Origin of the sequence: Paraburkholderia xenovorans LB400 (assembly GCF_000013645.1) — a bacterium.
Taxonomy (GTDB): Bacteria; Pseudomonadota; Gammaproteobacteria; order Burkholderiales; family Burkholderiaceae; genus Paraburkholderia; species Paraburkholderia xenovorans.
The window spans coordinates 4490913-4505048 of record NC_007951.1 but is presented as its reverse complement, the minus strand read 5'-3'; the positions used below and the strand labels follow the sequence as shown (position 1 = coordinate 4505048).

At 60.4% G+C, this 14136-nt stretch carries 15 protein-coding genes; 13 read left to right on the top strand and 2 right to left on the bottom strand.

Annotated features, from left to right (window positions below; all coding sequences use genetic code 11):
* Positions 1–9 precede the first annotated feature (9 nt).
* The 10 genes from secY (at position 10) to dsbD (ending at position 7362) form a co-directional block, all read left to right on the top strand.
* Positions 10–1356 (top strand): preprotein translocase subunit SecY, encoded by a 1347-nt coding sequence (secY, locus tag BXE_RS20225; protein WP_011490049.1) that lies wholly within the window; start codon positions 10–12, stop codon positions 1354–1356.
* An 8-nt stretch (positions 1357–1364) separates the two neighbouring features.
* Positions 1365–1583: a translation initiation factor IF-1 gene (gene infA / locus BXE_RS20220; RefSeq protein ID WP_004521905.1), complete on the top strand. Its 219-nt coding sequence runs from the start codon at positions 1365–1367 to the stop codon at positions 1581–1583.
* Between the two features lie 20 nt (positions 1584–1603).
* A complete protein-coding gene (rpmJ, locus tag BXE_RS20215) occupies positions 1604–1720 on the top strand; it encodes a 50S ribosomal protein L36 (protein WP_004199844.1) in 117 nt (38 codons plus the stop codon).
* 41 nt (positions 1721–1761) lie between these two features.
* On the top strand, positions 1762–2127 hold the full coding sequence (gene rpsM, locus BXE_RS20210; protein ID WP_006052223.1) for a 30S ribosomal protein S13: 366 nt from the start codon (positions 1762–1764) through the stop codon (positions 2125–2127).
* 28 nt (positions 2128–2155) lie between these two features.
* On the top strand, positions 2156–2560 hold the full coding sequence (gene rpsK / locus BXE_RS20205) for a 30S ribosomal protein S11 (protein WP_006052224.1): 405 nt from the start codon (positions 2156–2158) through the stop codon (positions 2558–2560).
* 147 nt (positions 2561–2707) lie between these two features.
* Entirely contained in the window at positions 2708–3331 is a 624-nt protein-coding gene (gene rpsD, locus BXE_RS20200) for a 30S ribosomal protein S4 (protein WP_011490048.1), read from the top strand.
* A gap of 124 nt (positions 3332–3455) precedes the next feature.
* Positions 3456–4433, top strand: coding sequence for a DNA-directed RNA polymerase subunit alpha (locus BXE_RS20195; RefSeq protein ID WP_006052226.1), 978 nt, complete (start codon positions 3456–3458; stop codon positions 4431–4433).
* A gap of 169 nt (positions 4434–4602) precedes the next feature.
* On the top strand, positions 4603–4995 hold the full coding sequence (gene rplQ, locus BXE_RS20190) for a 50S ribosomal protein L17 (protein WP_006052227.1): 393 nt from the start codon (positions 4603–4605) through the stop codon (positions 4993–4995).
* A 146-nt stretch (positions 4996–5141) separates the two neighbouring features.
* The gene (gene cutA / locus BXE_RS20185; RefSeq protein WP_038457262.1) at positions 5142–5474 is read left to right on the top strand and encodes a divalent-cation tolerance protein CutA; all 333 of its coding nucleotides are present in this window, start codon (positions 5142–5144) and stop codon (positions 5472–5474) included.
* A complete protein-coding gene (gene dsbD / locus BXE_RS20180) occupies positions 5467–7362 on the top strand; it encodes a protein-disulfide reductase DsbD (protein WP_011490046.1) in 1896 nt (631 codons plus the stop codon). The genes cutA and dsbD overlap by 8 nt, the downstream gene beginning before the upstream one ends.
* A 215-nt stretch (positions 7363–7577) precedes the next feature.
* On the opposite strand, the gene hemB is transcribed toward dsbD, so the two are convergent.
* Complete coding sequence (gene hemB, locus BXE_RS20175) at positions 7578–8576, bottom strand: porphobilinogen synthase (protein WP_011490045.1); 999 nt, start codon at positions 8574–8576, stop codon at positions 7578–7580.
* Between the two features lie 250 nt (positions 8577–8826).
* Complete coding sequence (gene yihA / locus BXE_RS20170; protein ID WP_011490044.1) at positions 8827–9480, bottom strand: ribosome biogenesis GTP-binding protein YihA/YsxC; 654 nt, start codon at positions 9478–9480, stop codon at positions 8827–8829.
* Positions 9481–9743: 263 nt separating this feature from the next.
* Here yihA and BXE_RS20165 point away from each other — a divergent pair, with 263 nt between their 5' ends.
* From BXE_RS20165 to ccsB, 3 genes are all read left to right on the top strand, one after another.
* A complete protein-coding gene (locus BXE_RS20165) occupies positions 9744–10397 on the top strand; it encodes a c-type cytochrome (protein WP_011490043.1) in 654 nt (217 codons plus the stop codon).
* Between the two features lie 193 nt (positions 10398–10590).
* A complete protein-coding gene (locus BXE_RS20160) occupies positions 10591–12813 on the top strand; it encodes a cytochrome c biogenesis protein ResB (RefSeq protein WP_011490042.1) in 2223 nt (740 codons plus the stop codon).
* A gap of 4 nt (positions 12814–12817) precedes the next feature.
* Positions 12818–14029, top strand: a complete 1212-nt coding sequence (ccsB, locus tag BXE_RS20155) for a c-type cytochrome biogenesis protein CcsB (RefSeq protein ID WP_011490041.1) — start codon at positions 12818–12820, stop codon at positions 14027–14029.
* The last annotated feature ends 107 nt before the right edge of the window (positions 14030–14136 follow it).

Sequence of the window (14136 nt, the reverse complement as noted above, 5' to 3'; positions counted from 1 at the left end):
AGAAGGTACTTGGCTAACAGCCCGAGTCTCGCAAAACCCGGTCGCAGCGCGGCGAAGTTCGGCGATCTGCGTCGGCGTGCAGTGTTCCTGCTGCTGGCGTTGATCGTCTATCGCATCGGCGCGCATATTCCGGTGCCGGGTATCGACCCGGACCAGCTGGCAAAGTTGTTCCAAAGCCAGTCGGGCGGCATCCTTGGCATGTTCAACATGTTTTCGGGTGGCGCACTTTCGCGGTTCACGATTTTCGCGCTGGGGATCATGCCGTATATTTCGGCGTCGATCATCATGCAGTTGCTGGCAATTGTCTCGCCGCAGCTCGAAGCGCTTAAAAAAGAAGGGCAGGCGGGGCAGCGCAAGATCACGCAGTACACGCGTATCTTTACGGTCCTGTTGGCGACGTTCCAGGCGTTCGGCATTGCCGTCGCGTTGGAAAATCAGCCGGGCCTGGTGATTGATCCGGGGATGGTTTTTCGGTTGACGACGGTCGTGACGCTGGTGACCGGCACGATGTTCCTGATGTGGCTGGGTGAGCAGATCACGGAGCGTGGGCTTGGTAACGGTATTTCGATCATTATTTTCGGCGGGATTGCAGCGGGTTTCCCGAATGCGATTGGCGGACTTGTTTCGCTGGTGCAAACCGGCTCGATGAGCCCGATATCCGCGATTATCGTCGTCGCACTGATTGCTGCTGTGACGTATCTGGTGGTGTTCATCGAACGCGGCCAGCGCAAGATTCTTGTGAACTACGCGAAGCGGCAAGTCGGTAACAAGATTTACGGTGGACAGTCTTCGCATCTGCCGTTGAAGTTGAACATGTCGGGCGTGATTCCGCCGATCTTTGCGTCGTCGATCATTCTCTTCCCGGCAACCATCCTGAACTGGTTTAGTTCGGGATCGCGTACCGGTTGGTTCGCAGACACGTTGCACAACGTAGCCGAAGCCCTTAAGCCCGGTCAACCCGTGTACGTGTTGCTGTACGCGTTGGCGATCGTTTTCTTCTGCTTCTTCTACACCGCGCTGGTGTTCAACAGCAGAGAGACGGCCGACAACCTGAAAAAGAGTGGCGCTTTCGTCCCAGGTATTCGCCCGGGCGATCAAACGGCGCGATACATCGACCGCATCCTGACGCGTTTGACGCTGGCCGGTGCGATCTACATCGTGTTTGTTTGTCTGCTGCCCGAGTTTCTGGTGCTGCGCTGGAACGTACCGTTTTATTTTGGTGGAACGTCGCTGCTGATCATTGTCGTCGTCACAATGGATTTCATGGCACAGGTGCAGTCGTACGTTATGTCGCAACAGTATGAATCGCTGCTGAAGAAAGCTAATTTCAAAGGCGGCGGCGTCCCGATGCGTTGAAAGGACTTATGGCCAAAGACGATGTTATCCAGATGCAGGGTGAAGTCATCGAAAACCTGCCTAATGCTACCTTCAGGGTGAAGCTGGAAAACGGCCATGTCGTATTGGGACACATATCTGGGAAGATGCGGATGCATTACATCCGGATCTTGCCGGGCGACAAGGTGACGGTTGAATTGACGCCTTACGATCTGTCGCGTGCGCGGATCGTGTTCCGGGCGAAGTGATTTGAAAAAAGGGTAATATCATGAAAGTGATGGCATCGGTTAAACGCATTTGCCGCAATTGCAAGATCATCAAGCGCAAAGGCGTTGTGCGCGTGATTTGCAGCTCTGATCCGCGCCACAAACAGCGTCAAGGCTGAACGCCGCGCTTTTGCTTGCGCTTTTTGTTTGAGGAAAAACAATGGCTCGTATCGCAGGGGTTAACATCCCGAATCACCAGCATACCGAAATCGGCCTGACGGCTATTTACGGTATCGGCCGCACGCGCTCGCGCGACATTTGCGTCGCTGCTGGTGTGGCATTTTCGAAGAAGGTCAAAGACCTGAACGACGCAGACCTCGAAAAGCTGCGTGAAGAAGTCGGCAAGTTCATCGTTGAAGGCGATCTGCGCCGTGAAACGACGATGAACATCAAGCGCCTGATGGATCTCGGCTGCTACCGTGGCGTTCGGCATCGTAAGGGCTTGCCCCTGCGCGGCCAACGTACGCGTACGAATGCCCGTACGCGCAAGGGTCCGCGTCGTGCAGCGCAATCGCTGAAGAAGTAAGCGGAACTGACAGTTACAGGAAAACGTAATGGCTAAGGCTTCGAACAACTCCGCGGCGCAACGCGTTCGCAAGAAGGTCAAGAAGAACGTCGCCGAGGGCGTGGTTCACGTTCACGCGTCGTTCAATAACACCATCATCACGATCACTGATCGTCAAGGCAATGCACTTGCTTGGGCAACGTCGGGTGGTCAGGGCTTCAAGGGTTCGCGTAAATCGACCCCGTTTGCAGCTCAGGTGGCAGCCGAATCGGCAGGCCGCGTGGCGATGGAATACGGCGTGAAGAACCTCGAAGTGCGGATCAAGGGCCCCGGTCCAGGCCGTGAGTCGGCGGTGCGCGCGTTGCATGGTCTTGGTATCAAGATCACCGCGATCTCCGACGTGACTCCGGTTCCGCACAACGGCTGCCGTCCGCCGAAGCGTCGTCGTATCTAAGACGCTTGTTTTGCTAGCGCCTGTTGCCGCCTTGCGCGGCGGCAGGCTGCTTGCGCTATTGAATTGACTAAGCCCACCGTTCGACCCAAAGGGTTCGGACTAGCGCGAGTGGACGCATTCGCGTGATTAATCATTGAAGGAACCAACGTGGCACGTTATATCGGCCCTAAGGCCAAGCTGTCCCGCCGTGAAGGCACTGACCTCTTCCTGAAGAGCGCCCGTCGTTCGCTGGCTGACAAGTGCAAGCTTGACAGCAAGCCTGGCCAGCATGGCCGCACCTCGGGTGCACGCACGTCCGACTACGGCACGCAGTTGCGCGAAAAGCAAAAAGTGAAGCGTATCTACGGTGTTCTCGAGCGCCAATTCCGTCGTTACTTCGCTGAAGCCGACCGCCTGAAGGGCAACACGGGTGAAAACCTGCTGCAATTGCTCGAATCGCGTCTGGATAACGTCGTGTATCGCATGGGTTTCGGTTCGACGCGCGCTGAGGCACGTCAGCTGGTGAGCCACAAGGCGATCATGGTGAACGGCGTCGTGTCGAACATCCCGTCGATGCAAGTGAAGGCCGGTGACGTCGTCGCAGTCCGCGAACAGAAGAAGAAGCAAGCGCGTATTCTCGAAGCGCTGTCGCTGGCTGAGCAAGGTGGTCTGCCGAGCTGGGTTGCTGTCGATTCGAAGAAGTTCGAAGGTACGTTCAAGCAGAAGCCGGAACGCAGCGACATCGCTGGCGATATCAACGAAAGCCTGATCGTCGAATTGTATTCGCGGTAATCGGATTAACGGCCGGGGCACCTCGATTGCGCTAAGCAAGGAGGCGTCTCGGCTGTTTATTTTCAGGTTGTTACCGGTCAGCCTTATCGGTGTAACGAGCCGAGGGTATTGAAAAGGAAAACCTATGCAAACCAGTTTGTTGAAGCCCAAGATCATCGCAGTTGAATCGCTTGGTGAGAGCCACGCGAAAGTGGTCATGGAACCGTTTGAACGCGGTTACGGCCACACCTTGGGTAACGCGCTCCGGCGCGTACTGCTGTCGTCGATGATCGGCTACGCGCCGACCGAAGTGACGATCGCAGGCGTCGTGCATGAGTATTCGACGCTCGACGGTGTGCAAGAGGATGTGGTCAACCTGTTGTTGAACCTGAAGGGCGTGGTGTTCAAGCTGCATAACCGTGACGAAGTGACGGTTACGCTGCGCAAGGAAGGCGAAGGCGTTGTCACCGCTGGCGACATCGAACTCGCACACGATTGCGAAGTGATCAACCCGGATCACGTGATCGCGCATCTGTCGAAGGGCGGCAAGCTCGACGTGCAGATCAAGGTGGAGAAGGGCCGCGGCTATGTGCCGGGCAATGTGCGTCGTTATGGCGAAGAGTCGGCCAAGATCATCGGCCGTATCGTGCTGGATGCGTCGTTCTCGCCGGTTCGCCGCGTGAGCTACGCCGTTGAAAGCGCTCGCGTCGAACAGCGTACCGACCTCGACAAGCTCGTGATGAACATCGAAACCAACGGTGTGATTTCGCCGGAAGAAGCGATCCGTCAGTCGGCGCGCATTCTGGTCGATCAACTGTCGGTCTTCGCTGCTCTGGAAGGCACCGAAGCAACGGCTGAAGCGCCGTCGCGTGCGCCGCAGATCGATCCGATCCTGCTGCGTCCGGTTGATGATCTCGAACTGACGGTTCGTTCCGCGAACTGCCTGAAGGCCGAGAACATTTACTACATCGGCGACCTGATCCAGCGCACGGAAAACGAGCTGCTCAAGACGCCGAATCTGGGCCGCAAGTCACTGAACGAAATCAAGGAAGTACTGGCGTCGCGTGGTTTGACGCTCGGCATGAAACTCGAGAACTGGCCGCCGGCTGGGTTGGACAAGTAATCGACAAGCAGTCCCGGGACAGAACCCGCCGCTGCACTGGCAAAGACGCGGATTTTCCTTTAAAATCCGCGTCTTGTCTTTTTTCACTACCGGCCCGTGCACTCACACCTTCGGGTGAATTGAGCGCGATAGAAGAGCTGGACCAAAACTTTGAATCGAAGGAATTAACATGCGTCACCGTCATGGTTTGCGGAAACTGAACCGCACGAGCAGCCACCGTCTGGCAATGCTCCGTAATATGTCCAACTCGCTGATCGAGCACGAAGTCATCAAGACCACGCTGCCGAAAGCAAAAGAACTCCGTAAAGTTGTCGAGCCGCTGATCACGCTCGGCAAGAAGCCGTCGCTGGCAAATCGTCGTCTGGCGTTCAACCGCCTGCGCGATCGTGACTCGGTCACGAAGCTGTTCGAAGTTCTGGGCCCGCGTTACGCTACCCGTCCGGGCGGCTACCTGCGCGTCCTGAAGTTCGGCTTCCGCGTCGGCGACAACGCTCCGATGGCACTGGTTGAACTGCTCGACCGTCCGGAAGTTGAAGAAGTCGAAGTGCAAGAAGCTGAGTAAGCTTTTTTGTTTGTAGCGCCAGAACGCATCACGGCGGCGCCGCCGTGGCGGCCATATGCCGCACAGTTGCCGTGGAGCTGTCTGCGGTAGGGCAAGGCTAGGTGATACGATATCGGCAACTGAATCGTGCCTTGCCGGAGCCATCTGTGAGTTTGAATGTGACCTTGATTCTGACGACGGTGCCGGATGTGGCCGTGGCTCAGAAGCTCGCTACGGATGCCCTGGCCACGCAGCTATGCGCCTGTGTCACCCAGCTGGGTGCCGTGCAGTCCAGCTATCACTGGCAAGGCACAATCGAAACGGCGCAGGAAATCCAGTTGCTGTTCAAGACCAGCGCGGCACGCGCGCTCGAGCTCGAGCAGTACATTCAGGCGCACCATCCTTACGACACGCCGGAGATCCTCTCCTGGCAAGCGACGGCATCTGCCGCGTACGGCCAGTGGATCACTGCTGAAACCCAACGTCCCCTCCATGTTTAACGGTATCGACCGGCGTGCGCGCAGGGCGCTGCGTGCTCTGTTCTTCCTGTTCGGTTGCCTTATCTTCGCCCAGTTCGGCACCTCGGCTCGCGCTGCGGACGACTTCCTTGATCCCGCGGTCGCTTTCAAATTCAGCGCGACGGAGAAACCCGGCGAAGTCGACGTGACCTACAAGATTGCGGATGGCTACTACATGTACCGGGAGCGCTTCGCCTTCGCGACGCGCAACGGCACGACGACGATCGGCGAGCCGCAACTACCGGCCGGCCACGTCAAGTTTGATCAGACCTTCAACAAGAACGTCGAGACGTATCGGAACGAGTTGACGATCCGCATTCCCGTTAAGCAGGCGGCCGGACCCTTCGATCTTGCGGTGACATCGCAAGGCTGTGCGGATGCCGGCATCTGCTATCCGCCGATGGAGCGCGTGTACCACGTAAGCGGCGCGGCTCTGCAGGCAGCCGGCAGTCCAGAAGCCGCCGGCGCCGGTGTTGCGCAACAATCGGAACAATCGGCTGTCGCGGGCAGCTCATGGTATGAGCGCGCCACCAGCGCAGACTACGCGCAGTCGCTGCTGCAAGGCGGGGGCTTCTTTGCGATCGTCGGACTTTATTTCGTCGCCGGCGCCGTGCTCAGTCTGCTTCCATGTTCGTATCCGATGATTCCTATTCTCTCGGCAATCATCATCGGGGAGGGCGCGAGAGTGACGCGTGCCCGCGGATTCGCGTTGTCAGCCGCCTATGTGATCGGCATGGCGCTCGTGTACACGGCGCTTGGCATTGCCGCTGCGCTGATCGGACAAAGTCTCGGCGCGTGGTTGCAAAATCCGTGGGTGCTCGGTGCCTTTGGCGTGCTGCTGACGGTTTTCGCGCTGACCCTGATTGCCGGCCTCGACATCGCGCTTCCGCAGCGCTGGCAGGACGGCGTTTCGCGCGCGTCGGCGGGGCGCTCCGGCGGCAAGTTTGCGGCCGTTGCCCTAATGGGCGCGCTGTCCGCGCTGGTGGTCGGCGCCTGCATGACCGCGCCGCTGTTCGCGGTGCTGGCGTTCATTGCGCATACGGGCGACGCCGTGCTCGGCGGCGCAGCGCTATTTTCAATGGGACTGGGCTTGGGCGTGCCGCTGCTCATTCTCGGTCTTGGCGCGGGCACGCTGTTGCCGCGCGCCGGCGCGTGGATGGACGGTGTCAAGGTGTTCTTCGGTGTGGTGCTGCTCGCGGCGGCGCTGTGGATCGTCTGGCCGGTGCTCGGCGCAACTGCGACCATGCTTCTGAGCGCCCTCTGGTTGCTGATCGCCGCAGCCTCGCTCGGCTTGTTCTCGGCGCCCGTCGCGCAGGCTTCCGTTTGGCGCCGGCTGGGCCGCGGCATCGGCGCCGCGCTCGCGGTCTGGGCCGCAGTCCTGTTGGTCGGGCTGGCTGCGGGCTCATCCGATCCTCTGCGCCCGCTCGCCGTTCTGGCGGCGCGCGGCGGGGAGGCGGGTGTGGCAGGTGTGGCGAACGCGTCGAATAAGCCTGACGGCGCGTCGCAGAGCGCTCTGACGTTTGTCCCGGTGCGCTCATCGACTGAACTCGACGAGGCCGTCAAAACGGCTGCACAGCCCGCTATGCTCGATTTTTACGCCGACTGGTGCGTCAGTTGCAAAGAGATGGAGAAGTTCACCTTCAGCGACCCGCGCGTGCAGGCGAAATTGAAGCAGATGAATCTGTTGCGCGCCGACGTCACCGCAAACAACGCCGACGATCAAACGCTGCTTAAACGCTTCAGCCTGTTCGGGCCGCCGGGGATCATATTCTTCGATCAGGGTGGCAAGGAAGTGCTGCGTGTGGTGGGATATGAGTCGGCGGATAAATTCTTGCGCAGCCTGGATCGGGCGCGTGGGACCGGGGCCTAACTGAGGACGAGTGTCCTCTATCGTCCGCGCCTAGTGTCCGAAGCTGATGAATGTCGAGCGCCACCCGCGGTCAAACGACGCCTGACCGCAACTGAACAAACAACATTTCGCGGCACGCGCCGGCGCGAGTGCCAAATAAAAAACGGAGGCACGACAAACAAGTCGGCCTCCGTCCATTCCAACGCCTGAGCCGCCTCGAAAGGCGGCGCGCCGGGTTACTTCTGCGAGCGCAAAATCCGCGCGGCATCCAATGCGAAATAGGTCAGCACACCGTCCGCGCCGGCCCGCTTGAACGCCAGCAGCGACTCCATCATCGCTTTATCGTGATCGAGCCAGCCGTTCTGTGCGGCCGCCTTCAACATGGCGTACTCGCCGCTCACCTGGTACACGTACGTCGGGAACTGAAACTCATCCTTCACGCGGCGCACGATATCCAGATACGGCATGCCCGGCTTGACCATCACCATGTCCGCGCCTTCGTTGATGTCCGCCTGCACTTCGCGCAGCGCTTCATTCGAATTGGCCGGGTCCATCTGGTAGGTCATCTTGTTGCTCTTGCCGAGGTTCGTGGCGGAGCCTACGGCGTCGCGGAACGGGCCGTAAAACGCCGACGCGAATTTGGCGGCATAAGCCATGATGCGGGTGTGCACATGATCCTCGCTCTCGAGCATCTCGCGGATTGCGCCGATGCGGCCGTCCATCATGTCCGAAGGCGCGACGATATCGACGCCCGCTTCAGCCTGAGCACGAGCCTGTTCGACCAGGATCTCGACTGTCTCGTCGTTGATGACGTAACCGGCTTCGTCGAGCACGCCGTCCTGGCCGTGGCTCGTGTACGGGTCCAGCGCGACATCGGTGAGCACGCCCAACTCGGGGAAGTTCTTTTTCAGTTCGCGAACCGCGCGCGGAATCAGGCCGGCCGGGTTGGTCGCTTCGCGGCCGTCGGGCGTTTTCAGTGAAGGCTCGATGGCCGGGAACAGCGACAGCACGGGCACGCCCAGTTCGACGCACTGCTCGGCCACGCCCATCAGCAGATCCACCGACACACGTTCGACACCCGGCATCGACGGAACGGCTTGTCGCACGTTGGTGCCTTCGACGATAAAGACGGGATAAATCAGATCGTTGGTGGTGAGGATGTTTTCCCGCATCAGGCGGCGCGAGAAGTCGTCGCGGCGCATGCGGCGCGGACGGTAGTGCGGATAGAAGCTCATAGACGAACCGAAGAAACGTGGATGTGTGGAGTGGACAAGTAGCGCCTGCCTCCGCTGCCGGAAACTTTTCGAGACAATGGTATATCATACCGATCGAGCAAGGCGCCTTGCGCTGACCTCCCCGCTTCTCCTCCCTGAGCGGGTGCCTGTCGTTTTTTCGATTAGGCTGTTTGACCCGCCGTTAAAGCGGCGGGTTTTTTTATGGGCGGCCGAAAATGGCGTTTTTGCTACGTGACGGCGCCTGCCTCGCTTACTGAGGCGTGTCGGTTTCGCCCTTCGCCTCGGGGATCAGCCAGCTTTCGATCAGCGCGTGCGCTTCGTCGATCCCGATGCGCTTGAGCGCCGAGAACAGTTGAGCGGTCAATTCCCCGCGATAGCCGGCGGCGCGATATTCAGCCAGACCCTTCTGCGTCGCGCGCAACGCATTCACGCTTTCCTGGCGCGTCAATTTGTCGCACTTCGTGAGTAGCGTGTGGATCGGCTTGCCGGTCGGCACGAACCACTCGATCATGCGGCGATCCAGATCCGTCAGCGGGCGGCGCGAGTCCATCATCAGGATCATGCCGCGCAATTGCGAGCGTGACTGCAGATAGGCGGACAGCAGCGCTTCCCAATGCGCCTTGGCCGCGCCGGGCACTTCCGCGTAACCGTAGCCCGGCAGATCGACCAGATGCGCGGTCGGCTCGTCCGCGTTGCCCACCGAAAAGTAATTGATGTGCTGCGTGCGTCCTGGCGTCTTGCTGGCGAAGGCCAGCCGCTTCTGATTGCACAGAATATTGATAGCCGTCGACTTGCCCGCGTTCGAGCGTCCCGCAAAGCAGATCTCGGGTTGCGAAGTGGCCGGCAGATCTTGCAAGTGATTGACGGTCGTGAAAAAGCGGGATTGGTGAAGCAGGAAGGACATGATCAGGCCAGGATTCGAGACGCCGGGGAACCCGGAGTGGGGACGGGTCAAGCCCGACTGGCGTCTTAGCGATTAGCGAGTTATTGTACAATACGATGGTTTACTGAAAACCTGAGGGGGCCAGCCCGCGTGCCTTGGCGGCTCCCGGCGGTCACTCGGTCGCCGTCGTATTTTGCAAAACCTTCAAGAAACGCCGGGCCTGGCGCAAGTCGGCAGGTTTAGGGGCTCTCTAAAAATCCCACAAGACGAGACAGGGTGTGCGAATGAATCGACTGAGCAAGACTCTGATGGTGCTTCATGTAGCGGCAGGTCTTTCAGGTTTGGCAATTCAGGCACGAGCAGCAGATCCGGTAAAGCCGGACGTCAATCGGGGGCAGGCAATCGCGGTGCAGGTGTGCGCATCGTGTCACGGCGCAGACGGCAACAGCGCCGGCGGTGCGTATCCGAAACTGGCCGGCCAACACCCTGAGTATCTCGTCAAGCAGCTCAAGGATTTCAAGACCGAGCCGGGCGCCAGGCAGCCGGCGCGCAACAATGCGATCATGGCGGGCATGGCTGCGGCGCTGTCCGATCAGGATATGGTCAATGTCGCCGCTTATTTCGCCGCGCAGACCCCGAAGCCCGGTTACGCGCACAACAAAGACACCGTTCCGCTTGGCCAGAAGATTTATCGCGGCGGCATTGCCGACAAGGGCGTGCCGGCCTGCGCAAGCTGCCACGGGCCGACCGGTCAGGGGATCCCGTCGCAGTACCCGCGCCTGTCGGGGCAGTGGGCGGAATATACGGTGGCGCAGTTGACCGCGTTCACGCAAGGTCCCGGCGCACGTAACAATAACGAGGCGATGCATGCAATTGCCACGCGTCTGTCGGACAGTGAGATCAAGGCTGTAGCCGATTACATCGCGGGCTTGCATTAGGATAGAGGGCCCCCGAACCTGGCGCTTCGCGCTGGGCTCCCCGAGGGGGAGAAAATCTGGGCGGCCCGGCTTTCTTGCGAGTCCGCACGCAAGTGCAACCGGTCCGGCGAGGCCGGTACAAAACAAGAAAAGGGTGGGGGCGTCGTGCCTGCGACAGCCCTTCACCCTTTTTTGCTGTTCAGTCGGAGCATGAATGAGCGTCACCACGTCGGGTTTGCAGTCGAAGTCGGGCAATCGCATTACGCGCAGCGTCATCGAAGTCTTGAGTTCGATGCGTTTTGCCATTTCGTTGCTCGTGATTCTGTCGATCGCCAGCATCATCGGCACCGTCCTTACGCAGGACGATCCGTACCCCAACTACGTCAATCAGTTTGGCCCGTTCTGGGCGGACATCTTCCGCTCGCTCAGCCTGTACACGGTGTACAGCTCGTGGTGGTTCATGCTGATCCTCGGCTTCCTGATGGTGTCGGTGTCGCTCTGCGTGATCCGTAATGCGCCGAAAATGGTCGCCGACGCGAAGAGCTGGAAAGACAAGGTCCGCGAAGGCAGCCTGCGCGCGTTCCATCACAAAGGCGAGTTCGCGGTGCAGGGCACGCGCGCGCAGACCTCGGCCGTGCTCGCCAGACTCTCGGCCAGGCTCGGCTACAAGTTCGTCACACGTGAGTCCGACGGCGCGACCTTGATCGCCGCCAAACGCGGCGCGCTGACCAGGTTCGGCTACATTTCGGCTCACCTGGCGATCGTGGTGATCTGCCTCGGCGGTCTGCTCGACAGCAATCTGCCGATCAAGCTGCAAATGTGGCTGTTCGACAAGTCGCCGATCCGCGCCAACACGGTGATCAATGACATTCCGCCGGAACATCGTCTGTCGCAATCGAACCCGACGTTCCGCGGCTACGCGTGGGTGCCGGAAGGGCAGCACGTTTCCACGGCGATCCTGAACCAGCCGGACGGCTCGCTGATCCAGGACCTGCCGTTTTCGATCGAGCTGAACAAGTTCATCGTCGATTACTACTCGACGGGCATGCCGAAGCTGTTCGCGAGCGACATCGTCGTGGTGGATCACAAGACCGGCGCGCGCGTGCCGGCTCGCGTCGAAGTGAACAAGCCGTTCACTTACGACGGCGTGTCGATCTATCAATCGAGCTTCCAGGACGGCGGCTCGCAAATGCAGATGACGGCCTACCCGATGAGCGGCGCCAGCGCGAAGACCGCGCCGTTCGGCGGCACGATCGGCGGCAATGCGCCGTTGAGCTCGGCCACGCCGCTTGCCGATGGCCAGACGGTGGAATTCACCGATTTCCGCGCGATCAACGTCGAAAACATCCAGAACGGCAGCGGCCAGACCGACGCCCGCGGCGTCGCGGCGCACCGCACGCTGAAAGAAGCGTTCGACGAGCGCCTCGGCTCCGGCGCGAAAACCTCGAAGCCGCTCGATCTGCACAACGTCGGCCCGTCGGTGCAATACAAGGTGCGCGACAAGGACGGCCAGGCGCGCGAATACAACAATTACATGCTGCCGGTCGACGTGTCCGGCGAAAAGATGTTCCTCGCCGGCATGCGCATGAATCCGGACGATCCGTTCCGCTACCTGCGCATTCCGGCCGACAGCGGCGGCACGGTCAAGGAGTGGATGAATCTGCGCGCCACGCTCGAGGATCCGGCCATGCGCGCCTCGGCCGCTCACCGTTTCGCGCTGCGCTCGGTGCCCGGCGCGAATGCCGAACTGCAACAGCATCTCGAAGAAAGCGCGCTGCGCGTGCTGACCCTTTTTGCGGGCGCGGATAACGGGATCAAGATGCCGAACGGCCAGGCGGTCGGCGGCTTCCAGGCCATCGCCGGTTTTATCGACCATTCGGTGCCGAAGGGCGAACAGGAAAAGGCCGCCGGCCTGCTGCTGCGCATGCTCGAAGGCTCCACGTGGGATCTATACCAACTGTCCCGCCAGCAGCTCGGCGAGCCCGAGGCAACGCCCAATGCGGACGCCAGCCGCTTCATCCAGAGCTCGATCAATGCGATATCCGACAGCTTTCTGTATGGATCGCCGGTCTACCTGCAACTCGACTCCTTCAAGCAGGTGCAAGCCTCGGTATTTCAGCTGACGCGCGCGCCGGGCAAAAAAGTCGTGTATCTTGGCAGCCTGCTCCTCGTGTTAGGCATCTTTTCGATGTTCTACGTCCGCGAACGGCGCCTCTGGTTCTGGCTTAAAGATACCGACCACGGCACAAATGTCGTGATGGCGATGTCGAGCGCGCGTAAAACGCTCGACTTCGAGAAAGAGTTCGTCCAGACACGCGACGCCGTGGGCGCCGCGCTGGGCGCCAAACTGGCTGAAGCATCCGACGCCGCCAGCGCCTCCGCCAAATCCGGCAACGCCGGCGCGCCGTCCGCAAGCTCACACGATTCGACCCGGTAAGATCATGGACTTGACTCAGGTTTCCTCATCCTCTTCTTCACCCTCGCGGCCCAGGAAAGCGCCCGCCGGTGAAGTGCCCAACGTCGCGCAGTACGACGAGCGGCCGTTCCTGAAACGGCTCGGCGTTGTCGACTGGCTGTTTGCCGTCGCGATGGTCGCGGGCGCCGGGTTTGCGCTGTCGCGCTATCACCCGTTCATGAACTACTACGACAAGCTGGTGCTGGTGTGCGCGGTGCCGGTGTTCATGGTGCTCGGCTGGCGCTGGAAACCGGTGCGTCCGCTGATGGTGGGGATCACGGCGCTGTCGCTGCTGGCCATCCAGATCTACCACGGCGACCTCAGCCGCGCGGATAACGCATTCTTCCTGAAGTATTTCCTGTCGAGCCAGTCCGCGATCCTGTGGATGAGCGCGCTCTTCGTGTTCGCCACCGTGTTCTACTGGATCGGCCTGCTGTCGCGCTCGCCGACCGGCGCGGCGATCGGCTCGAAGATGACGTGGGCGGCGGTGCTGATGGGCTTTGTCGGCCTGATGGTGCGCTGGTACGAGTCGTACCTGATCGGCGCGGACGTCGGCCATATTCCCATCTCGAACCTGTACGAAGTGTTCGTGCTGTTCAGCCTGATCACCGCGCTGTTCTATCTGTACTACGAGCAGCACTACAACACTCGCGCGCTCGGCGCGTTCGTGCTGCTGGTCATCAGCGCCGCGGTCGGCTTCCTGATGTGGTACTCGGTGGCGCGCGACGCGCAGCAGATCCAGCCGCTCGTTCCGGCGCTGCAAAGCTGGTGGATGAAGATTCACGTGCCGGCCAACTTCATCGGTTATGGCAGCTTCGCGCTGTCGGCTATGGTGGGCGTCGCGTATCTGGCCAAAGAGCGTGGCGTGCTGGCCGACCGCCTGCCGGCGCTCGAAGTGCTCGACGACGTGATGTACAAATCCATCGCCGTCGGTTTTGCGTTCTTCACGATCGCGACGATTCTCGGCGCGCTGTGGGCCGCTGAAGCCTGGGGCGGCTACTGGAGCTGGGACCCGAAGGAAACGTGGGCGCTGATCGTCTGGCTGAACTATGCGGCCTGGCTGCATATGCGTCTGATGAAGGGGCTGCGCGGCGCGGTGGCGGCGTGGTGGGCGTTGACCGGGCTGCTGGTCACGACCTTCGCGTTCCTCGGCGTCAACATGTTCCTGTCGGGCCTGCATAGCTACGGCAAGCTGTAAGAAAGATCTGCCGCTCTGAACCGATGCAAAACCGCCGTGTGCTTCGCACCGGCGGTTTTTTTGTGGCCGATGGAATATTGCTGCATCCAGAGTGTTCGCTCTCACAG